The organism is Enterobacter sp. ECC-249, from assembly GCF_043965265.1.
Classification (GTDB): domain Bacteria; phylum Pseudomonadota; class Gammaproteobacteria; order Enterobacterales; family Enterobacteriaceae; genus Enterobacter; species Enterobacter quasiroggenkampii.
This window is the reverse complement of record NZ_CP143660.1, coordinates 1590355-1610916: the sequence shown is the minus strand read 5'-3', so window position 1 is coordinate 1610916 and position 20562 is coordinate 1590355. Positions and strand designations below refer to the sequence as shown.

General features: G+C 58.0%; 18 protein-coding genes and 1 other annotated feature. Of the genes, 7 read left to right on the top strand and 11 right to left on the bottom strand.

Features of this window, described 5'->3' with window-relative positions:
• The first annotated feature begins 6 nt into the window (after positions 1–6).
• Together V1587_RS07685 and V1587_RS07680 are read left to right on the top strand one after the other, a co-directional pair.
• Positions 7–921, top strand: a complete 915-nt coding sequence (locus tag V1587_RS07685; protein ID WP_008499312.1) for an SPFH domain-containing protein — start codon at positions 7–9, stop codon at positions 919–921.
• Positions 918–1370, top strand: coding sequence for an NfeD family protein (locus tag V1587_RS07680; protein WP_032656590.1), 453 nt, complete (start codon positions 918–920; stop codon positions 1368–1370). The genes V1587_RS07685 and V1587_RS07680 overlap by 4 nt, the downstream gene beginning before the upstream one ends.
• Here V1587_RS07680 and cueR read toward each other — a convergent pair.
• Positions 1367–1777 carry a Cu(I)-responsive transcriptional regulator gene (cueR, locus tag V1587_RS07675; RefSeq protein WP_126543994.1) on the bottom strand — a complete coding sequence of 137 codons (411 nt, stop codon included), beginning with the start codon at positions 1775–1777 and terminating at the stop codon, positions 1367–1369. The two genes, V1587_RS07680 and cueR, sit on opposite strands and share 4 nt — an antisense overlap.
• Positions 1778–1885: 108 nt before the next feature.
• On the opposite strand from cueR, the gene copA reads away from it, so the two are divergent.
• The 3 genes from copA (at position 1886) to ybaK (ending at position 5908) form a co-directional block, all read left to right on the top strand.
• Positions 1886–4384, top strand: coding sequence for a copper-exporting P-type ATPase CopA (gene copA / locus V1587_RS07670; RefSeq protein ID WP_371898786.1), 2499 nt, complete (start codon positions 1886–1888; stop codon positions 4382–4384).
• Between the two features lie 50 nt (positions 4385–4434).
• Positions 4435–5229 carry a TraB/GumN family protein gene (locus V1587_RS07665; RefSeq protein ID WP_371898785.1) on the top strand — a complete coding sequence of 265 codons (795 nt, stop codon included), beginning with the start codon at positions 4435–4437 and terminating at the stop codon, positions 5227–5229.
• Between the two features lie 199 nt (positions 5230–5428).
• Positions 5429–5908: a Cys-tRNA(Pro)/Cys-tRNA(Cys) deacylase YbaK gene (gene ybaK / locus V1587_RS07660; RefSeq protein WP_021241623.1), complete on the top strand. Its 480-nt coding sequence runs from the start codon at positions 5429–5431 to the stop codon at positions 5906–5908.
• A gap of 121 nt (positions 5909–6029) precedes the next feature.
• Here the strand turns inward: ybaK and ushA are convergent, their stop codons facing one another.
• The gene (gene ushA / locus V1587_RS07655) at positions 6030–7682 is read right to left on the bottom strand and encodes a bifunctional UDP-sugar hydrolase/5'-nucleotidase UshA (protein ID WP_371898784.1); all 1653 of its coding nucleotides are present in this window, start codon (positions 7680–7682) and stop codon (positions 6030–6032) included.
• A 162-nt stretch (positions 7683–7844) separates the two neighbouring features.
• Between ushA and V1587_RS07650 the strand changes: the two genes are divergently transcribed.
• Both V1587_RS07650 and ybaL read left to right on the top strand, forming a co-directional pair.
• Positions 7845–9065: an MFS transporter gene (locus V1587_RS07650; protein ID WP_196352047.1), complete on the top strand. Its 1221-nt coding sequence runs from the start codon at positions 7845–7847 to the stop codon at positions 9063–9065.
• A gap of 230 nt (positions 9066–9295) precedes the next feature.
• Positions 9296–10972, top strand: coding sequence for a YbaL family putative K(+) efflux transporter (gene ybaL / locus V1587_RS07645; protein WP_045909744.1), 1677 nt, complete (start codon positions 9296–9298; stop codon positions 10970–10972).
• A gap of 166 nt (positions 10973–11138) precedes the next feature.
• Here the strand turns inward: ybaL and V1587_RS07640 are convergent, their stop codons facing one another.
• From V1587_RS07640 to V1587_RS07600, 9 genes are all read right to left on the bottom strand, one after another.
• Positions 11139–12443: an inosine/guanosine kinase gene (locus V1587_RS07640; protein WP_045909745.1), complete on the bottom strand. Its 1305-nt coding sequence runs from the start codon at positions 12441–12443 to the stop codon at positions 11139–11141.
• Between the two features lie 62 nt (positions 12444–12505).
• Positions 12506–13468 (bottom strand): ferrochelatase, encoded by a 963-nt coding sequence (gene hemH / locus V1587_RS07635; RefSeq protein WP_032661468.1) that lies wholly within the window; start codon positions 13466–13468, stop codon positions 12506–12508.
• A 125-nt stretch (positions 13469–13593) separates the two neighbouring features.
• A complete protein-coding gene (gene adk / locus V1587_RS07630; RefSeq protein WP_006809841.1) occupies positions 13594–14238 on the bottom strand; it encodes an adenylate kinase in 645 nt (214 codons plus the stop codon).
• A 225-nt stretch (positions 14239–14463) separates the two neighbouring features.
• Complete coding sequence (gene htpG, locus V1587_RS07625) at positions 14464–16338, bottom strand: molecular chaperone HtpG (RefSeq protein ID WP_371898783.1); 1875 nt, start codon at positions 16336–16338, stop codon at positions 14464–14466.
• Positions 16339–16448: 110 nt separating this feature from the next.
• Positions 16449–17054, bottom strand: coding sequence for a recombination mediator RecR (gene recR / locus V1587_RS07620; RefSeq protein ID WP_008499298.1), 606 nt, complete (start codon positions 17052–17054; stop codon positions 16449–16451).
• Positions 17054–17386: a YbaB/EbfC family nucleoid-associated protein gene (locus tag V1587_RS07615; protein WP_003858972.1), complete on the bottom strand. Its 333-nt coding sequence runs from the start codon at positions 17384–17386 to the stop codon at positions 17054–17056. The genes recR and V1587_RS07615 overlap by 1 nt, the downstream gene beginning before the upstream one ends.
• Positions 17387–17440: 54 nt before the next feature.
• Positions 17441–19369, bottom strand: coding sequence for a DNA polymerase III subunit gamma/tau (gene dnaX / locus V1587_RS07610; protein WP_395314549.1), 1929 nt, complete (start codon positions 19367–19369; stop codon positions 17441–17443).
• Positions 18047–18111 (bottom strand) — a sequence feature (DnaX frameshifting element). Its footprint overlaps the gene before it by 65 nt.
• A gap of 88 nt (positions 19370–19457) precedes the next feature.
• Positions 19458–20009, bottom strand: a complete 552-nt coding sequence (apt, locus tag V1587_RS07605) for an adenine phosphoribosyltransferase (protein WP_000127359.1) — start codon at positions 20007–20009, stop codon at positions 19458–19460.
• Between the two features lie 151 nt (positions 20010–20160).
• Positions 20161–20538: a DUF454 family protein gene (locus V1587_RS07600; protein ID WP_024906851.1), complete on the bottom strand. Its 378-nt coding sequence runs from the start codon at positions 20536–20538 to the stop codon at positions 20161–20163.
• Positions 20539–20562 lie beyond the last annotated feature (24 nt).

Here is a 20562-nt window from a genome sequence, read left to right as displayed (position 1 = left end):
GTTTTTATGCTTATCGTTGTTCCCGTCCTTATTTTCGTTGCGCTGGTTATCGTGGGCGCTGGCGTCAAAATTGTCCCTCAGGGTTATCAGTGGACCGTCGAGCGTTTCGGTCGTTACACCAACACGCTCCAGCCAGGCTTAAGCCTGATTGTTCCGTTCATGGACAGAATTGGTCGCAAGATCAACATGATGGAGCAGGTGCTGGACATTCCTTCTCAGGAAGTGATCTCCAAGGATAACGCCAACGTTACTATCGACGCCGTCTGCTTTATTCAGGTGATTGACGCGCCGAAAGCGGCCTATGAGGTGAGCAATCTGGAGCTGGCAATCGTCAACCTGACGATGACCAACATCCGTACCGTGCTCGGCTCGATGGAGCTGGACGAAATGCTTTCCCAGCGCGACAGCATCAACACCCGCCTGCTGCACATTGTCGATGAGGCAACGAACCCGTGGGGGATCAAAGTTACCCGCATCGAGATCCGCGACGTGCGCCCGCCGGCGGAGCTGATTGCCTCCATGAACGCCCAGATGAAGGCCGAGCGAACCAAGCGCGCCTATATCCTGGAAGCCGAAGGGGTACGGCAGGCGGAGATCCTCAAAGCGGAAGGGGAAAAACAGTCGCAGATCCTGAAAGCGGAAGGCGATCGTCAGTCCGCATTTTTACAGGCGGAAGCGCGTGAACGTTCGGCCGAAGCGGAAGCCCGCGCCACCCAGATGGTGTCCGAGGCGATCGCCGCCGGTGATATTCAGGCCGTGAACTACTTTGTCGCGCAAAAATATACCGATGCCCTGAAAGAAATTGGATCGGCGAACAACAGCAAAGTGGTGATGATGCCGCTGGATGCCAGCAGCCTGATGGGCTCTATCGCCGGTATTGCCGAACTGATCAAGGACAGCGGAAACGAGCGTAAAAAATGATTGAGCTGATCGTTGCACATCCTCATGCCTTCTGGCTAAGCCTCGGCGGCTTATTGCTGGCGGCGGAGATGCTGGGCGGCAACGGCTATCTGCTCTGGAGCGGTGTTGCCGCCGTCATTACCGGTCTTCTGGTCTGGATCCTTCCTCTGGACTGGGCGTGGCAGGGCGCGCTGTTTGCCGCGCTGACGCTGGTGGCAGCGTGGCTGTGGTGGCGCTGGCTTAACCGACGGGTTAAGGAGCAGAAACCGGTCGACGCCCACCTTAACCAGCGCGGACAGCAGATTGTCGGCAAGCGTTTTACGCTCGACACCGCGCTGGTGAACGGGCGCGGGCATATGCGGGTGGGCGACAGCTCGTGGCCGGTGGTGGCCGACGATGACCTCAGCGCCGGCACGCGGGTTGAGGTCATCGCGGTGGAAGGCATTACCCTGCGGGTAAAAGCCTGCTAAGCGTGGGTTTTGCGGTGGCAGCAGCCGGCAAGGTTATCGATAATCGGGCAGTCGGCGCTGTCATCTCCCGGACAGGACTCCGCGAGCTGCAGCAGCTGTTCGCGCATCGCCTGTAGCTCGACGATGTGTCGTTCAATTTCGGCCACCTTTTCCAGCGTGCGTTTTTTCACGTCGGCGCTGTGACGCTTTGGATCGTTGAACAGGTTAACCAGCTCGCCGCACTCTTCCAGATTAAAACCGACCTGTCTTGCCTGACGCAGCAGCGTCAGCTCATCCAGATGCAGCTGCGTGTAGCTGCGGTAGCCATTTTCACTGCGCAGCGGCGGCGTCACCAGCCCCTTCTCTTCATAAAAGCGAATCGCTTTGCTGGTTAAGCCGGTTTTTTTCGCAACGTCACTGATATTCACATTTCCCCCTTGACCTTCCCCTTGATGGAAGGTTTAACCTTCATAACAGTTAGTGAAAAGCGTTACTCCGGTCAACAACTGACCAAAATATTATACGGGAGTTTTGTTATGTCTCACACTATTGACCTGACGCTGGACGGCCTCTCCTGCGGCCACTGCGTCAAACGCGTTAAAGAAAGCCTGGAACAGCGTCCTGATGTGGAAAGCGCTGACGTGACTATCGATCATGCCGCCGTGACCGGCAGCGCCAGCGCGGATGCGCTGATCGATACCATCAAGCAGGCCGGTTACGGGGCGGAGTTAAGCCACCCAAAGGCTAAACCGCTGGCAGAGTCATCATCCCCGTCGGAAGCGCTGACAGCGGCCACTCCTGAGCTTCCGGCAGCTGATGATATTGATGACAGCCAACAGCTGCTGATCAACGGCATGAGCTGCGCCAGCTGCGTCTCCCGGGTACAAAACGCCTTGCAGGCGGTACCGGGCGTCGCGCAGGCACGGGTCAATCTTGCGGAGCGTACTGCGCTGGTGATGGGCAGCGCCTCCGCCGCAGATTTAGTGCAGGCCGTTGAGAAAGCGGGCTACGGGGCGGAGGCCATCGAAGATGATGCCGAGCGCCGCGAGCGCCAGCAGGAAACGGCTATCGCCACCATGAAGCGCTTCCGCTGGCAGGCCATCGTCGCCCTGCTGGTGGGTATTCCGGTGATGGTGTGGGGCATGCTCGGGGACAACATGATGGTCACCGACGACAACCGCACGCTGTGGCTGGTGATTGGTCTGATTACCCTTGCGGTGATGGTGTTTGCCGGCGGTCATTTCTATACCAGCGCCTGGAAGAGCCTGAAAAACCGCACCGCGACGATGGATACCCTGGTCGCCCTCGGTACCGGCGCGGCGTGGCTCTATTCGATGAGCGTGAACGTCTGGCCCCAGTGGTTCCCGATGGAAGCGCGGCATCTGTATTATGAAGCGAGCGCGATGATTATCGGTCTGATTAACTTAGGCCATATGCTGGAAGCCCGCGCCCGCCAGCGCTCATCGAAAGCGCTGGAAAGATTGCTTGATTTAACCCCGCCGACGGCCCGCGTGGTCACGGACGAGGGAGAAAAAAGCGTTCCGCTGGCCGATGTTCAGCCCGGCATGACGCTGCGTCTAACCACCGGTGACCGCGTTCCCGTTGACGGCAAGATAACCCAGGGCGAAGCCTGGCTGGATGAAGCGATGCTGACCGGCGAGCCCATCCCTCAGCAGAAATCCGACGGCGACGCCGTTCATGCCGGTACGGTGGTGCAGGACGGCAGCGTGCTGTTCATCGCCAGCGCCGTCGGCAGCCACACGACGCTGTCGCGTATTATCCGCATGGTGCGCCAGGCGCAGAGCAGCAAGCCGGAAATTGGCCAGCTTGCTGACAGAATCTCGGCTATTTTTGTGCCGGTGGTGGTCGGCATTGCCCTGCTGAGCGCGGCGATCTGGTACTTCTTCGGCCCCGCGCCGCAGACTGTGTATACCCTGGTGATCGCCACCACGGTGCTGATCATCGCCTGTCCTTGCGCCCTTGGCCTGGCGACGCCAATGTCGATTATCTCCGGCGTAGGCCGCGCGGCCGAATTTGGCGTGCTGGTGCGGGACGCGGACGCGCTGCAGCGGGCCAGCACCCTCGACACGCTGGTGTTTGATAAAACCGGCACGCTGACGGAAGGTAAACCGCAGGTGGTTGCCGTCCACACCGTGGGCGTTACGGAAGCGGATGTGCTGCGTCTCGCCGCCGCGCTGGAGCAAGGCTCCAGCCATCCGCTGGCGCGCGCCATTCTCGATAAAGCGAGTGAGTCTGCCCTGCCGCAGGTCAGCTACTTCCGCACCCTGCGCGGGCTTGGCGTGAGCGGTGAAGCAGAAGGCCACGCCCTGCTGCTGGGCAACCAGGCATTGCTCAATGAAAACGGTATTGATACCACCGCGCTGGAAAGCGAGCTGAAGGCGCAGGCGTCTCAGGGTGCCACGCCGGTTCTGCTGGCGGTGGATGGCAAAGCCGCCGCGCTGCTGGCCGTGCGCGATCCGCTTCGCCAGGACAGCGTGGACGCCCTGCAGCGCCTGCACCGTGCGGGCTACCGTCTGGTGATGCTGACCGGGGATAACCCGACCACCGCCAACGCCATCGCGAATGAAGCCGGTATTGATGAGGTGATTGCGGGCGTACTGCCGGACGGTAAAGCGGACGCCATCAAGAAACTGCAAAGTCAGGGCCGTCAGGTGGCGATGGTCGGCGACGGCATCAACGATGCCCCGGCGCTGGCCCAGGCGGATGTGGGGATTGCAATGGGCGGCGGCAGCGATGTCGCCATCGAAACCGCGGCCATAACGCTGATGCGCCACAGCCTGATGGGCGTGGCCGACGCGCTGGCCATTTCGAAAGCCACGTTGCGCAACATGAAGCAGAACCTGCTGGGGGCGTTTATCTACAACTCGCTCGGCATCCCGATTGCTGCCGGTATTTTGTGGCCGCTGACCGGCACGCTGCTTAATCCGGTGGTCGCGGGTGCGGCGATGGCGCTCTCCTCCATCACCGTGGTGAGCAACGCCAACCGGCTGCTGCGCTTTAAACCGAAGGATTGAACCTTGTACCCGTACGCGCTAGCATGAACCTTTCCGTTTATGGAGCGCGTATGGGTCTGTTTCATCGTATAAAAACATCGTTTCGCGCCCTTTTCCCTCGCCGTTACGCCTGGCCCGGTCTGGATATCTCGCTTCCCGGCGGGCAACACCTTCACCTGGTCGGCAGCATCCATATGGGCACGCAGGATATGTCTCCCCTGCCTCCCGGCCTGATTAAACTGCTGAAACACGCCGATGCGCTGGTCGTTGAGGCGGATATTTCGGGCCACGAGTCGCCGTTTGCCGGGCTTGAGAGCGATCTCACCCTGGCGGAGCGCCTGGATGAAACCCAGCTTGCGGAACTGACGCGCATCGCCGAGGAAACCGGCGTCTCGCTCTCCATGATTGACACCCTGCCGCTGTGGCAAATCGCGATGGTATTGCAGGCTACGCAGGCGCAGCGTCTGGGCCTGCGCGGTGATTACGGTATTGATTACCAGCTGCTGAACGTGGCAAGGGCGCGCAGTCTGCCCATCATCGAGCTGGAAGGAACGGACAGCCAGATTGCGCTCCTGCGACAGCTTCCCGACGACGGTCTGATGCTGCTGGATGATACGCTGACCCACTGGCACACCAACGCACGCCTGCTGCAAACGATGATTGGCTGGTGGCTGGATGCGCCGCCTGCGGACGGCAGGCTGGCGTTGCCGTCGACGTTTAGCGAATCGCTGTATGATGTGCTAATGAACGCGCGTAACAAAGCCTGGCGGCAGACGCTGCATGCCTTACCTGCGGGGCGTTACGTGGTGGCGGTTGGGGCGTTACATTTGTACGGAGAAGGGAATTTGCCGTCGTTGCTGAAATAAAAAAATGGCCAATATTTCTATTGGCCCGTCAAAGAGGAATTTCATCGTTTTTATTATGCCGAAGGAGACCTTCGGTTGAGCCGATTGTCGCTCAAAGTGACCATCACTGCCAATACTATTGCGCAAGATGGTGCTATTTTTTAGACAAACGTCAGGCGTATGCTGTGGGCATAATTTGTCTGTCGTAAGAAGGATAGCTATGACTCCCGCCGTTAAATTACTCGAAAAAAACAACATTTCTTTCCGGATCCACACTTACGATCACGATCCGAATGAGACCAACTTTGGTGATGAAGTGGTGCGCAAGCTGGGGCTGAATGCTGACCAGGTTTACAAAACGCTGCTGGTTGCGGTGAACGGAGATATGAAGCATCTCGCCGTCGCGGTGACGCCCGTGGCAGGACAGCTGGATCTGAAGAAGGTCGCCAAAGCGCTGGGGGCGAAGAAGGTGGATATGGCGGATCCGATGGTGGCGCAGCGCACCACGGGCTACCTGGTGGGCGGCATCAGTCCACTCGGGCAGAAAAAACGCCTGCCGACGCTGATCGATGCCCCTTCACAGGAGTTTGAGACCATCTATATTTCCGGCGGCAAACGCGGGCTGGACATTGAGCTTGCCGCGGGCGATCTGGCGAAAATGCTGGACGCGAAGTTTGCGGATATTGCCCGCCGGGATTGAGGAAATTGCCCGGTGGCGGCTACGAGGTAAAAGCAAAACGGTAACAGGCGTTACCGTTTTTTGTATTTGCGCCCTCTCCCGGTGGGAGAGGGTTGGGGTGAGGGCATCAGGCAGCACAACGCTACTGCCAGCTCACCTCGCCTTTCGGCTCATACGCATTCACGTCAATCGGTGAATTCTGCTCGATGAACTGCTTCAGCACTTCCGCGTCGATAAAGCCGGTGTTCACATATCCAGGTTTATTATCAATATGCGGATAGCCGTCGCCGCCGGTAGCGTTAAAGCTTAACGTCGCCAGACGGTAGGTTTTAGCCGGGTCAACCGGTTCACCTTTGATCTTCAGATCGTTAAGCTTGCCGTCTTTCGCGACGAAGCTGACGTTAGCAAACTGCGGATAGGCCCCGGAATCTGGCTTCATCTGCGCCACGGCGGTCAGGTAGTCAATTACCTCTTTCCCGCTCATGTCGGCATAGACCACCACGTTACCAAACGGCTGCACCTTCAGGACGTCCTTATAGGTAATGTTTCCACCCTCGATGGAATCACGAATGCCGCCGCCGCTCATCACCCCAAAATCAGCCCCGGTGCGCGCCATTTGCGCCGCCAGCACCAGGTGGCCCATATTGGTCTGCACGAAGCGAACTTTACTGCGGTCCCCCTCCAGACGGCCGTTCAGCGTGCCGATTTTCACGTCCAGCTGCGCCTTGCCTTTGTTCTGGAACGGCGTCAGCAGGGAGAGCATCTGCTGGTTTTCAGCGATCTCTGGCGTGTAGAGTACGCGCTCGCTTTTTCCGTCCGGGTAGGTGACTTTCTTCTTCAGGTTGACCGGAATAAGTTGGTAGTGGACCAGCTTCATCTCGCCGTTGCGGAACTCAAAGTCCGCCCGGCCCACGTATTTGCCCCACTCATGCGCCTGCACAATCCAGATACCGTTTTGACGGTCCGGCGCGCACGGCGTACCCGGGACGTAGTCCCCCTGCTTTTTGTTCTCGGATGCCATGCACACTGGATCCTGTGAGTGACCACCCACAATCATCGCCAGTGAACCCGCAGGCAGGCTGCGCGCCATCTCCACGTCGCCGGGCGCGTTAGAGCCGTGCTCGCCGTTGTCGTAGTGCCCCATGTGCGTGGTGGCGATAATCACGTCCGGCTTTTCGTTTTGCTGCAACTCCTGAATCACCAGCTTCGCTTCGTCTGCCGGTTTGCGGAATTCGATATCGGTGAAGAACTCAGGGTTGCCAATTTTCGCCGTATCGTCGGTGGTTAAGCCGATCACCGCGATCTTTAGATCCTGACGCTTAAACAGCGCCCACGGCTTAAACAGGCGCTCGCCGGTACTTTTCTGGTAAATATTGGCGGAGATGAACGGGAATTTGGCCCATTTTTCCTGCTGACGCAGCACGGTCAGCGGATTATCAAACTCATGGTTACCGACGGCCATCGCGTCGTAACCAATCAGGTTCATGCCGCGAAAGTCGGGTTCGGCGTCCTGCAGGTCGGATTCCGGCACGCCGGTATTAATATCGCCGCCTGAGAGCAACAGCACGCTGCCGCCCTGGGCTGCGACCTCTTTACGAATGCCGTCCACCAGCGTTTTTTGTGCCGAGAGGCCATATTCGCCGTATTCACTGCGCCAGAAATGACCGTGGTGGTCGTTGGTATGCAGAATGGTAATTTTATAGGTTTTGTCTTTTTCATACGCCTGCGCGGGCAGGCTTACCAGCCCCCACGCCGCGATGAGCGCCAGCGCGACGCCCCGCTTCATTAACTTCATCTTCTCTCTCCCTGACCAATAGACAAAGGCAGAAATTACAGTGACTAATAAGAATAGACAAATAAGTTTTCATAATTGCGACTTTCTTCAAATGTCCCGGGCGGGTATGTTAGTCGGATAATAATTACTCCCTGCACTTCTGCTAACGAAAACGTGGTATTTATGGCAATCAGTGAATCAACCCAGCCCGTTCCGGGCGCGCCGGCGTCGCCGCCTGCATCGCGCACCTCCTTTAAAGTCTTAGGCGCAATCAGTCTCTCGCACCTGCTCAACGATATGATCCAGTCGTTGATTCTGGCCATTTATCCGCTGCTGCAGTCCGAGTTTTCGTTAACCTTCGTGCAGATCGGGATGATCACCCTGACCTTCCAGCTGGCGTCCTCGCTGCTGCAGCCGGTGGTGGGCTACTGGACGGATAAATACCCGATGCCGTGGTCACTGCCGATCGGCATGTGCTTTACCCTAAGCGGTCTGGTGCTGCTCGCCATGGCCGGGAGTTTTGAAGCCGTGCTGATCGCCGCCGCGCTGGTGGGTACCGGCTCGTCCGTCTTCCATCCGGAGTCCTCCCGCGTGGCGCGGATGGCGTCCGGCGGTCGTCACGGCCTGGCGCAGTCACTTTTCCAGGTTGGCGGTAACTTTGGTAGCTCTCTCGGCCCGCTGCTGGCCGCGGTGATTATTGCCCCGTACGGTAAAGGCAACGTGGCGTGGTTTGTGCTGGCCGCGCTGCTGGCGATTATCGTGCTGGCGCAGATTAGCCGCTGGTATGCCGCTCAGCATCGCGTCAATAAAGGAAAACCTAAAGCGAAGGTTATCAATCCCCTGCCGCGCAATAAGGTTATCCTGGCGGTGGCCGTCCTGCTGGTGCTGATTTTCTCGAAATACTTCTATATGGCGAGCATCAGCAGCTATTACACTTTTTATCTGATGCAAAAATTCGGATTATCGGTACAAAATGCGCAGATCCACCTGTTTGCCTTCCTGTTCGCCGTTGCGGCCGGTACGGTCATTGGCGGGCCTGTGGGGGATAAGATTGGGCGTAAATATGTCATTTGGGGCTCTATCCTCGGCGTGGCGCCCTTTACCCTCATTTTGCCGTACGCCAGCCTTGAATGGACGGGAATTTTAACCGTGATTATTGGTTTTATCCTCGCTTCAGCGTTTTCCGCCATTCTGGTCTATGCCCAGGAGCTGCTGCCTGGCCGTATCGGTATGGTTTCCGGACTGTTTTTCGGTTTCGCCTTCGGAATGGGCGGGCTTGGCGCAGCGGTGTTAGGGATGGTTGCGGATCACACCAGCATCTTCCTGGTTTATAAAATCTGCGCTTTCCTGCCACTTCTTGGGATGTTGACCATATTCCTGCCTGATAACCGCCACAAAGCGTGAATTACGGGCAGTCAAAGTGTGACTTTGGCTGCCTGACACCCTTATGCCATAAGGGTTTCTTCTTTCCCCTCTCGCGGAATTTATCAAAATGCGCTTTTTTACGCGCATATTGCTGTTTTATTCAAACTTCAACAATTATTCATAAACATAAGGGTAAAAATTGTCATAAACTATTACTCGGTTTTTTGGTTTTTCACCAAAAAGGAACACCCACAACGAAAGGAGACGGAATGCACCACGCCACACCGCTTATCACCACCATTGTTGGTGGACTTGTGCTCGCTTTTATCCTCGGCATGATTGCCAATAAACTGCGTATTTCTCCTCTTGTCGGCTATCTGCTGGCAGGTGTTCTGGCGGGACCGTTTACGCCAGGTTTCGTTGCGGATACCAAACTGGCCCCTGAACTGGCGGAATTGGGCGTGATTCTTCTGATGTTTGGCGTCGGCCTGCACTTTTCCCTGAAGGATCTGATGGCGGTAAAGTCGATCGCCATACCGGGAGCGATCGCCCAGATAGGGGTGGCGACGCTGCTGGGGATGGCGCTTTCGGCCGTGCTGGGCTGGTCGTTAATGACCGGTATCGTATTTGGGCTGTGTCTCTCAACCGCCAGTACCGTGGTGCTGCTGCGCGCGCTTGAGGAGAGACAGCTGATAGACAGCCAGCGCGGGCAGATCGCGATTGGCTGGCTGATTGTTGAAGACCTGGTCATGGTGCTGACGCTGGTGCTCCTGCCTGCCGTCGCCGGGATGATGGAAAAAGACAACGTCGGCTTTGCCTCGCTGGCGCTGGATATGAGCATCACCATCGGTAAGGTTGTGGCGTTTATCGCCATCATGATGCTGGTGGGCCGCCGTCTGGTGCCGTGGATCATGTCCCGCAGCGCGGCGACCGGCTCCCGCGAGCTGTTCACCCTCTCCGTGCTGGCGCTGGCGCTGGGAATCGCGTTTGGTGCCGTTGAGCTGTTTGATGTCTCCTTTGCCCTGGGCGCGTTCTTCGCCGGGATGGTGCTGAACGAATCCGAGCTGAGCCACCGTGCGGCGCACGATACGCTGCCGCTGCGCGATGCGTTTGCCGTGCTGTTCTTCGTCTCCGTCGGGATGCTGTTCGATCCGCTGGTGCTGATCCAGCAGCCGCTGGCCGTGCTGGGCACGCTGGCGATCATTATTTTTGGTAAGTCGCTCGCCGCCTTCTTCCTGGTGCGAATGTTCGGTCACTCCCCGCGGACGGCGCTGACTATTGCCGCCAGCCTGGCGCAGATTGGCGAATTCGCCTTTATTCTGGCCGGTCTGGGCATGGCCCTGAACCTGCTGCCGCAGGCCGGACAAAACCTGGTGCTCGCGGGGGCGATCCTGTCGATTATGCTGAACCCGGTCCTGTTTGCCCTGCTGGAAAAATACCTCGATAAAACCGAAACGCTGGAAGAACAGACGCTCGAAGAGGCCATCGAAGAAGAGAAGCAGATCCCGGTGGATATTTGCAATCACGCCCTGCTGGTCGGCTTTGGCCGCGTGGGCAGCCTGCTCGGCGAGAAGCTGATGGCGCAGGGCATTCCGCTGGTGGTGATTGAAACCTCACGCACCCGCGTCGACGAGCTGCGCGAGCGCGGTATTCGCGCGGTGCTGGGCAACGCGGCGAACGAAGAGATCATGAATTTGGCGCATCTGGACTGCGCGCGCTGGCTGCTGTTGACCATTCCTAACGGCTATGAGGCGGGTGAGATTGTGGCTTCCGCGCGCGCGAAGTGCCCAACGATTGAGATTATCGCCCGGGCGCACTATGACGACGAGGTGGAGTACATTACCGAGCGCGGTGCGGATAAGGTGGTGATGGGCGAGCGTGAGATTGCCAACACCATGCTGACGCTGCTGGAAAAACCGCCGGTTGAAGAGGCGGTGACGGGGTAATTTGGTGCGGCCTGATGCCCTCACCCTAACCCTCTCCCACAGGGAGAGGGAACAAACACTAAAAACGGCAACCATAGGTTGCCGTTTTGCTTTTTACCTTGTGCGGCCTGATACCCTCACCCTGGCCCTCTCCCACGGGGAGAGGGTTAGGGTGAGGGGTTTTCTTTTACCTGTCCCAATAAGCCTCTTCGAGGCTGTCTTCCCGTTCCGGCAGGCCACGCGTTAAGCGCGGTGAATGCTGGTTCAGCACCTGATAGCTTACGCGGTTGGCGTACTTACACACCTGAGCCAGCGACGAATAGGTTAGCCAGCTGAACTTGTGCTTGCTGGAGTTCGGCACGTTGGTTTTGTGGTAGGCGTTAGCGGTGATGTCGTGCAGCAATGCAGCCAGCGCGCCGTCGCCCGCACCGTTGGTGTTCATGATCTTCTCTGGCCCGCCCATGTATGGCGCGATGTGAGAGTAAATCCGTAGCGGGTTGATGCAATCTTTATAACGCATGCCGCGGCTGAATTCGTACTGGTTGAATTCGGCAATCGCACCGGGCAGCAGCGGGTGCTGAGTTTTGCGTTTGCTCTCTTCTTCCGTGAAGCCTGCCATATACAGCCCAACCGGGCCAGCGGTGCAGAGCACCAGATCCACCCAGTCCAGCGCTTTGTCAGACGCCAGCAGCGGATCGCTTTCGCCGGTCAGCGCTTCGGCCTCTTCTTCGTTCATCGCCAGAATCGAGACGTGCTCTTTCAGGAAGGCCTGCCACCATTCCGGGTTATCGGCAATCACGAATTTGGTGCCCAGCGTCAGAACGACCGGCACGTCGTACTTCTTCGCGTACTCAATCGCCTTCATGGTCGCTTCAGGCATCGGCTCGCCCGGCTTGCATCGCACCAGGTAGGAGGTCAGCACCAGCGCCGAGGCGCCCGCAATTACCTCTTCGGGAATGCTTTCCGCGCGCAGCTTGTTCATATGCCCAGGACTGATGGCAAAGGTCCGCTCGCCGGATTCGCCGATCAGCGTAAAGCAGCGGCCAATCGGGCCGTCGACGCCCTGAAGATAGTTCAGATCGGTACGGCTGGAGGTATTGCACAGGTAGCGGTAAGCGTAACCGCCGATTTCAATGTTGCTGCACATCACGCCGAGCAGTACCGAGCGGTCGTCGGCCAGCACGGAGTAGTTATGCATGGTATTGCCGATGGTACCGCCGGCGAACTGATGGGTAATCAGGTTTTCGCGCACCAGCTCCTGGTACAGCGCTTCGGCAACGTCATCCTCAATCACCAGCGAGTGCCCGGCGCTCAGACCGTAACGAGCGACAAACGCATCATCCACTTTCGCCTCAATGTCCACCAGCGTCTGATCGATACCGACGACCCACGCCGCGCTGGTTTCATTTTCTGGCTGGATTTGCTGCAGGAGCGGATCGCGGGCATCGACGGGGAAGTAGTGTTTGGATTTGCGTTTACCGGGAAATTTCATGGTCTGAACTGTACGAAGAATATGGGCCGGGAATGGTAGCACAAACCCGGCCCGGAGTGCGATCAGCGGCTGTTCGTCACCAGTGAGACCATCATGTCGATATGCTCAGGCGAGTCGTTAAGCGCCGGAATGTACTCGTACTTTTCGCCGCCAGCCTCCAGGAAAAATTCCCGGTTTTGCACCGCGATCTCCTCCAGCGTTTCCAGACAGTCTGCCGAGAAGCCCGGCGACATCACCTGAATGTGCTTCACGCCCTTCTCACCGAGCATTTTGAGGGTTTCATCGGTGTACGGCGTCAGCCACGGCTCGCGACCGAAGCGCGACTGGAAGGTCATCATCACCTTCTCCGGCGGCAGGCCAAGAGCGGAGACCAGCTCGCGGGTGGTATCGCGGCAGCGCTGAGGATAATCATCCCCTTCATTGGCGAAGCGCTGCGGGATCCCGTGATAGGAAAGCAGCAGCAAATCAGGCTCGCCGTGCTTTTCAAACGACGCGCGCGCGCTGTTGGCAAGCGCCTGGATGTAGAGATCGTTATCCGCGTAGTCGCGAATAAAGGTCACGCCCGGAATGCGGCGGCGGGTCGCCAGAATGCGCGCCAGTTCGTCCCAGACGGCGGCTACCGTCGAGCAGGAGTACTGCGGGTAGAGCGCAAGTACCACGATATGGTCCACGCCCTGCGCCAGCAGGGATTCCACCGCGCTCTCGAGGGACGGTTTTCCATAGCTCATGCCGAGCGCGACGGGCATATCCGGCAGGCGGGCCGCCAGCGCCTTTTCCTGGCGACGGCTATAAACCATCAGCGGCGAGCCCTCTTCCATCCACACGGACTGATAGAGTTTGGCGACGCGCGGAGAACGAATCGGCAGAATGACGCCACGCAGCAGCGGCCACCACAGGAGTCGCGGAAAATCCACGACGCGCGTGTCGCTTAAAAATTGTCGCAGGTAGCGTTTTACCGCGTCTGATGTAGGTGCTTCTGGAGTGCCCAGATTGGCAAGCAGGATGCCGGTTTTCGCCTGACTCATTCACGCCTCTTAACCATTTGAATGGTTGTCAATTGTAGCGGAAATGCGTTTAAACGGAACCCATTGCTGTAATAGGTAAGATGAGAATATTTCTCACCCGGAGGACCCGGGTGAGAGAAATGCAATTAGCCGAGGATTTTTTCCAGCTCTGCACGTACGTCAGCCACGGCTTTGGTGCCGTCGACTTTGGCGTATTTGGTGTTACCCGCCTGCGCTTCTTTGGTGTAGTAGCCGATCAGCGGCGCGGTCATCTGATGGTATTCCACCAGGCGCTTGCGCACGGTCTCTTCCTGATCGTCTTTACGGGTGGTCAGCTCTTCGCCGGTCACGTCGTCTTTGCCTTCAACCTTAGGCGGGTTGAATTTGATGTGGTAAACGCGGCCAGAAGCAGCGTGCACGCGACGGCCAACGATGCGGTCAACGATCAGCTCGTCCGGTACGTCGAACTCCAGAACGTAGTCCACGTTGATGCCCGCTTCTTTCATGGCGTCAGCCTGAGGAATGGTGCGTGGGAAGCCGTCCAGCAGGAAACCGTTACGGCAGTCTTCCTGAGCAATGCGCTCTTTAACCAGAGCAATAACCAGCTCGTCGGTCACCAGCTTGCCTGCGTCCATGATGTCTTTCGCCTGTTTACCCAGCTCGGAGCCAGATTTAACAGCGGCGCGCAGCATATCACCGGTGGAGATTTGCGGAATACCGTATTTCTCCATGATGAACTGAGCCTGAGTTCCTTTACCCGCGCCCGGAGCGCCAAGCAGAATAATACGCATTGCGAAAATCCCCTCAAAAGTCGTTTCAATTTTCAAAAGCGCTAAACAATACCACCAGAACGGGCATCGCTCAAGGAAGGCAGGAAGGCTGAAACGGTTAACGGGGGGAGATAATTTGGGATAGTGCGAGGGTTCCCCCTCACCCTAACCCTCTCCCAAAAGGGAGAGGGGACGATTATACCCTCTCCCTTTTGGGAGAGGGCTGGGTGAGGGGCAGGTTTTTAATTACGCCAGCAGCAGCGCATTCACACGTTTAATGAAGAGGTTAGGATCTTCCAGCGTGCCGCGCTCGGCCAGCAGGGACTGATCCAGCAGGAGTTCAACCCACTCGGCAAAGCGGGCGTCGTCCTGGGTATCCGCCGCGCGTTTCACCAGCGGGTGATCCGGATTAAGCTCAAAGATATATTTCACTTCCGGTACCGCCTGGCCCGCCGCCGCGAACAGCTTCGCCATCTGGGTGCTCATTTCGTCGGCATCGGTCGTGACGATGGCCGGGGTGTCGGTCAGACGGTGGGTGAAACGCACCTCTTTCACGCGGTCGCCCAGCAGGGTTTTCACGCGCTCAACGAACGGCTCCAGCGCCTTCTCGGCTTCTTTCGCACTTTCGTCTACTTCATCCGCCAGCTTGTCGATAGATTCGTCGGCTTTGGCAACGGACTGGAACGCCTTACCGTCGAACTCGGTCAGGTAGTTCATCATCCACTCGTCGATGCGGTCAGAAAGCAGCAGCACTTCGATGCCTTTCTTACGCAGCAGCTCCAGGTGCGGGCTGCTCTTCGCCGCCGCGTAGCTGTCGGCGGTGATGTAGTAGATCTTCTCCTGCCCTTCTTTCATGCGGGAGACGTACTCTTCCAGCGACACGGTCTGCGCGGAGGAGTCGGTATGCGTAGAGGCGAAGCGCAGCAGTTTGGCGATGGTTTCAACGTTCGCCATGTCTTCAGCCGGGCCTTCTTTCAGCACCAGGCCGAACTGTTTCCAGAAGGTCTGATATTTTTCCGCATCGTCTTTCGCCAGTTTTTCCAGCATCTGCAGCGCACGTTTGGTCAGGGCGTTGCGAAGGTTACGGGTGACGGCGCTGTCCTGCAGAATTTCACGGGAGACGTTGAGCGGCAGATCGTTGGAATCGATCAGGCCGCGGACAAAGCGCAGGTAGTTCGGCATGAACTGCTCGGCGTCGTCCATGATGAAGACGCGCTGCACGTATAGCTTCAGGCCGTGCTTGTGATCGCGGTTCCACATGTCCCACGGCGCCTGTGCCGGGATGTACAGCAGGCTGGTGTACTCCTGCTTACCTTCCACACGGTTGTGGCTCCAGGTCAGCGGGTCGGTAAAGTCGTGGGCGATGTGCTTGTAGAACTCGTTGTATTCGTCGTCTTTAATTTCAGCCTTGTTGCGCGTCCACAGCGCCTGCGCCTTGTTGATCTTCTCCCAGGAAACCACGGTTTCGCCGTCTTTCTCTTCCTGTTTTTCAATCTCTACCGGCAGGGCGATGTGATCGGAATATTTGCTGATGATGGAACGCACGCGCCAGTCGTTCAGGAAATCGTCTTCCCCTTCACGCAGGTGCAGGGTGATTTCGGTGCCGCGATCCGCCTTGGTGATGTCATCAACGGTGTATTCGCCTTCCCCTTTGGATTCCCACAGCACGCCGTTCTCGGCGCTGTCGCCCGCCGCACGGGTGCGCACGGTGACTTTGTCCGCCACGATGAACGCAGAGTAGAAACCGACGCCGAACTGGCCGATCAGCTGGCTGTCTTTCGCCTGGTCAGAGCCCATGGACTCGAGGAACGCTTTGGTGCCGGATTTGGCGATGGTGCCGAGGTGGTCGATCACCTCGTCGCGGTTCATCCCGATGCCGTTATCGGCGATGGTCAGGGTGCGGTTCTCTTTATTGAACGAGACGCGCACGCGCAGCTCGCCGTCGCCTTCGTACAGATCCGGGTTAGACAGCGCGCGGAAGCGCAGCTTGTCCGCCGCATCCGAGGCGTTGGAAATCAGCTCACGCAGGAAAATTTCTTTGTTGGAATACAGGGAATGGATCATCAGGTGCAGAAGCTGTTTTACTTCTGACTGGAAACCACGGGTTTCTTGTCCTTTCATCTATGTCGACCTCAACAATGCCATTTAATGGGGTTTTAAAACGTTGAGTGAGAGATGGGGATACGGGGGGAAATTTTCAAGCGGAGGCCGCGCGCGCAGCCTCCGTTTGGTCAGAAAATAATCTTGTGACGCCCGGCCAGAGAGTGCGACAGCGTGGTGCCGTCCACCATCTCCAGCTCGCCGCCGACAGGCACGCCGTGGGCGATGCGGCTGGCGTCAACGCCATACTGCGAGCACAGCTCGGCGATGTAGTTAGCGGTTGCCTCCCCTTCCACCGTGGGGTTGGTGGCGAGGATCACCTCTTTGATCGTTTCGGACTCAAGGCGCTGTTCAAGGCGGTCAAGACCGATATCGTCCGGGCCAATACCGTCCAGCGGGGAGAGATGCCCCATCAGCACGAAGTAGCGGCCTGAAAACTGCCCGGTTTGCTCGATGGCGTAGATGTCCGCCGGACTCTCCACCACGCAAATCTGGCCGTTTTCCTGACGACGCGGGTTCGTGCAGATGTTACACACGTCCTGCTCGGTAAAGGTACGGCAATCCGCACAGTGACCAATTTCTGACATGGCGCGGGTTAAAGCCTGCGCCAGGCGCATCCCGCCGCTGCGGTCGCGCTGCAATAGCGTAAACGCCATGCGCTGCGCCGACTTCGGGCCAACGCCCGGCAGGCAGCGCAGTGCTTCCATTAACTGCGTGAGCAGCGGACTGGTTTGCATCAGAATGGCATCTTGAAGCCAGGCGGCAGCTGCATGCCGCTGGAAACGGAGGCCATTTTCTCTTTCTGAGTTTCGTCGATACGGCGAGCGGCATCGTTAAACGCGGCTGCAACCAGATCTTCCAGCATCTCTTTGTCGTCTTCGAGCAGGCTCGGGTCGATTTCAACGCGACGGCAGTTGTGCGCACCGTTGATGGTCACCTTGACCAGACCGGCACCGGACTCACCCGTGACTTCCAGCTGAGCGATCTCTTCCTGCATCTTCTGCATTTTTTCCTGCATCTGCTGAGCCTGCTTCATCAGGCCACCCAGACCGCCTTTTCCACCAAACATAGGCTTCTCTCTTCTTTCACGTTTAAGGATTACAACCGTAAGTCAGACTTACGATCAAATGGGGCGAATACTCTCTTCATCCAGATCGGCGTCGAAGAACCGGCGCAGGGTCTGAATGTTGTTATCCGCAATAATCGCCTCGCGCGCCTGCGCGAGCTTCTCTTCATAAATGGCCTGGCGCCACTCGAGCGGCGTTTTCACTGCCGGATTATCATCTTCAATGATAGTCAATTCAACCGGCGCGCCCTGTAAAGCGGCGAGCGCCTCGGCCAGCGCCTTTTGCGCGCCCGGGGAATTCAGGTGACGCTGGCCCGGACGCAGGTGCAGACGCACCTGATTGCCGTCCTGCTCTTTCCAGGCATTAAGCGCGACCTGCTCCACCAGCTTCGGCAGATGGAGTTTGCTGACCTCGGCCGCCCAGGCGTCGCGCGCAATGGACTCTTCGGCAAGCTTCGCGGAAAGCTCCGGCGTTTTCTCATGCTCCAGCGCCTTTTTAAGCGCTTTCGGCGTGGCGACCTCTTCCTTCACCTCTTCGGTGATGGTGGTTGCCTTCCAGCGGTAAGCCTCTTCTTTCACCGGGGCTTTCTGCTCGAGCGCGGACGGTGCAGGACGCGACTGTACGCGCTCCGTTACCGAGGCCAGTCGTTCAAGCGCGGCGTTGTTCACCGGCCGCGCTCTTCCTGGCGCTGCCGGTTCACTCTTTTTTGGTTTGGTTACTCCCTGGGCACGCTGCAGCTGGCTGCGCGCGGCAAGCACCGAACTGGTGGCATCCGACAGCGGTACGTTCTGCTGCGGTGGCGGCGTCGGCTGCGGCGGCACCTGCTGCGGCGACATCACCGCCGTGGGCGCGACCGGCGCGAAAGACTGTCGCGGCACTTCCGGCTCCGGCAGCGGCATGCGCGGGTGGAACGCCAGCGCGCGCAGCAGCGTCATTTCAACGCCCATACGCGGATCCGGCGCAAACGGTAATTCTTTGCGGCCAATCAGCAGCGTCTGGTAATAAAGCTGCACGTCGGCAGGCGGCACGGTGCGGGCAAGCTCACGCATCCGCTGTTCAATGGCCGCCATATCCGCACCAATCGCGGAGGGAGAAAGCTGCAGCATCGCCACGCGGTGCAGCAGGCTGAGCATCTCAACCAGCAACCCTTCCCACTCAATACCGCGGGCGGCGGCCGCGTTCACCTGCGACATCACGCGTTCGCCGTTGGCGGCAATCATCGCTTCGATAAGCGACAGCGCCTGATCGTCATCCAGCGTGCCGAGCATGGTGCTGACCGCCTCGGTGGAGAGCTTGCCGTCACCGCTGGCAATCGCCTGGTCGGTCAGGCTTAATGCATCACGCAGGCTGCCGTCCGCCGCGCGGGCCAGCAGCTGCAGGGCGCGCGGTTCATGGACAATTTTCTCTTCGTCAAGAATGTGTTCAAGCTGCGCGCGGATCTGCTCAACGTCCAGCGCCTTCAGGTGGAACTGCAGGCAGCGTGACAAAATCGTGACCGGCAGCTTTTGCGGATCGGTGGTCGCCAGCAGGAACTTCACGTGCGCGGGCGGCTCTTCCAGCGTCTTCAGCAGGGCGTTAAAGCTGTGGCGCGACAGCATGTGCACTTCATCGATCAGGTAGACCTTGAAGCGGCCGCGCGCCGGGGCGTACTGCACGTTATCGAGCAGATCGCGGGTATCTTCCACTTTGGTACGCGAGGCGGCGTCGATCTCGATTAGATCGACAAAACGCCCCTGCTCGATTTCCCGACAGTTATCACACACGCCGCACGGCGTGGCGGTGATCCCGGTTTCGCAGTTGAGACCTTTTGCCAGCAAACGGGCAATAGAGGTCTTACCGACGCCGCGGGTGCCGGAAAAAAGATAGGCGTGATGGATGCGACCTAGCGACAAGCCGTTCGCCAGGGCCGTCAGCACATGTTCCTGACCGACAACGTCAGCAAAGGTTTGTGGTCGCCATTTACGGGCTAACACCTGATAACTCATGGGCAGGCTCTGCAACGCTGGAAGGTGAATTTATGGAGGGGAATGCTATCACAACCTCACCCATTGAGCGAGGTTGTGAAAACCGGGATTAGTGACCCGGGAAAGGCACCAGGCTGTAGCTGGTAATACCCTGTTTTTCCAGGCGCTGTTCACCGCCGAGATCGAACAGGTTGATGATGAAGGCCGCGTCGGTCACTTCCCCACCCAGACGGCGGATCAGCTTAACGGTCGCTTCAATGGTGCCGCCGGTCGCCAGCAGATCGTCAACCACCAGCACTTTGTCGCCAGGCTTGATCGCGTCAACGTGGATCTCCAGCTGATCGGTGCCGTACTCCAGCTCGTAGCTTTCTGCGATAGTTTCACGCGGCAGCTTGCGCGGCTTACGCACCGGCACAAAACCTACGCCCATTGCCAGCGCAACCGGCGCGCCAAACAGGAAGCCACGGGCTTCGGTACCTACTACTTTGGTGATCCCGGCGTTTTTATAACGCTCGACCAGCAGTTCAATGCTGAGCGCGTACGCTTTCGGGTCTTCCAGCAAGCTGGTGACATCACGGAAAAGAATGCCAGGCTTTGGATAGTCCTGGATGCTTTTGATGCTGTTTTTCAGATATTCAAGCTGCTGTGCAGTTGCGGTCATCGGTTTGTGCCTAAATAAAACAGTGTTACTCACAGCGCGCAACGAGTCGGCCAAGGCAACAATTGTTTAACCTTTGACCAGGCGCACCTGTGCTCGAAAACGGTCGAATTTACTGGCTGCGCGTGATAATTGCAACAGCCATGATAAGGCTTCAGTGCTTTTGTTGCTTTTCATCAACCACGGGGATCCGCCACATAAAGAAAAGCAGGCAGGTCAGGATCGCCAGCAGCAGAATACGTACCCACATCATTTTCACCAGCCATAATGAAATAGCGAAGGTGATGAGGATCACCGCGATCGCGCGCGGCTTCGCGCCGGGCGGCATGGCCCGGTGTTTTTGCCAGTGCCGCAGATAGCCGCCAAACCATGAACGATAGAGCAGCCAGTGGTGAAAACGCGGCGACGAGCGGGCGAAGCACCAGGCCGCCAGCAGGATAAACGGCGTGGTCGGCAGCAAGGGTAAAAACACACCCAGCGTGCCAAGCACTACCGCGAGCCAGCCAATGATGATTAAAATAGTACGCTTCATAATGCGAATCGTTATCAAACTGAA

Excerpts from the sequence above, each read along its gene's own strand:
- V1587_RS07685 (WP_008499312.1), top strand. The coding sequence starts at position 7 with ATGCTTATCGTTGTTCCCGTCCTTATTTTCGTTGCGCTGGTTATCGTG.
- V1587_RS07680 (WP_032656590.1), top strand. The coding sequence starts at position 918 with ATGATTGAGCTGATCGTTGCACATCCTCATGCCTTCTGGCTAAGCCTC.
- copA (WP_371898786.1), top strand. The coding sequence starts at position 1,886 with ATGTCTCACACTATTGACCTGACGCTGGACGGCCTCTCCTGCGGCCAC.
- V1587_RS07665 (WP_371898785.1), top strand. The coding sequence starts at position 4,435 with ATGGGTCTGTTTCATCGTATAAAAACATCGTTTCGCGCCCTTTTCCCT.
- ybaK (WP_021241623.1), top strand. The coding sequence starts at position 5,429 with ATGACTCCCGCCGTTAAATTACTCGAAAAAAACAACATTTCTTTCCGG.
- ushA (WP_371898784.1), bottom strand. The coding sequence starts at position 7,682 with ATGAAGTTAATGAAGCGGGGCGTCGCGCTGGCGCTCATCGCGGCGTGG.
- V1587_RS07650 (WP_196352047.1), top strand. The coding sequence starts at position 7,845 with ATGGCAATCAGTGAATCAACCCAGCCCGTTCCGGGCGCGCCGGCGTCG.
- ybaL (WP_045909744.1), top strand. The coding sequence starts at position 9,296 with ATGCACCACGCCACACCGCTTATCACCACCATTGTTGGTGGACTTGTG.
- V1587_RS07640 (WP_045909745.1), bottom strand. The coding sequence starts at position 12,443 with ATGAAATTTCCCGGTAAACGCAAATCCAAACACTACTTCCCCGTCGAT.
- hemH (WP_032661468.1), bottom strand. The coding sequence starts at position 13,468 with ATGAGTCAGGCGAAAACCGGCATCCTGCTTGCCAATCTGGGCACTCCA.
- adk (WP_006809841.1), bottom strand. The coding sequence starts at position 14,238 with ATGCGTATTATTCTGCTTGGCGCTCCGGGCGCGGGTAAAGGAACTCAG.
- htpG (WP_371898783.1), bottom strand. The coding sequence starts at position 16,338 with ATGAAAGGACAAGAAACCCGTGGTTTCCAGTCAGAAGTAAAACAGCTT.
- recR (WP_008499298.1), bottom strand. The coding sequence starts at position 17,054 with ATGCAAACCAGTCCGCTGCTCACGCAGTTAATGGAAGCACTGCGCTGC.
- V1587_RS07615 (WP_003858972.1), bottom strand. The coding sequence starts at position 17,386 with ATGTTTGGTGGAAAAGGCGGTCTGGGTGGCCTGATGAAGCAGGCTCAG.
- dnaX (WP_395314549.1), bottom strand. The coding sequence starts at position 19,369 with ATGAGTTATCAGGTGTTAGCCCGTAAATGGCGACCACAAACCTTTGCT.
- apt (WP_000127359.1), bottom strand. The coding sequence starts at position 20,009 with ATGACCGCAACTGCACAGCAGCTTGAATATCTGAAAAACAGCATCAAA.
- V1587_RS07600 (WP_024906851.1), bottom strand. The coding sequence starts at position 20,538 with ATGAAGCGTACTATTTTAATCATCATTGGCTGGCTCGCGGTAGTGCTT.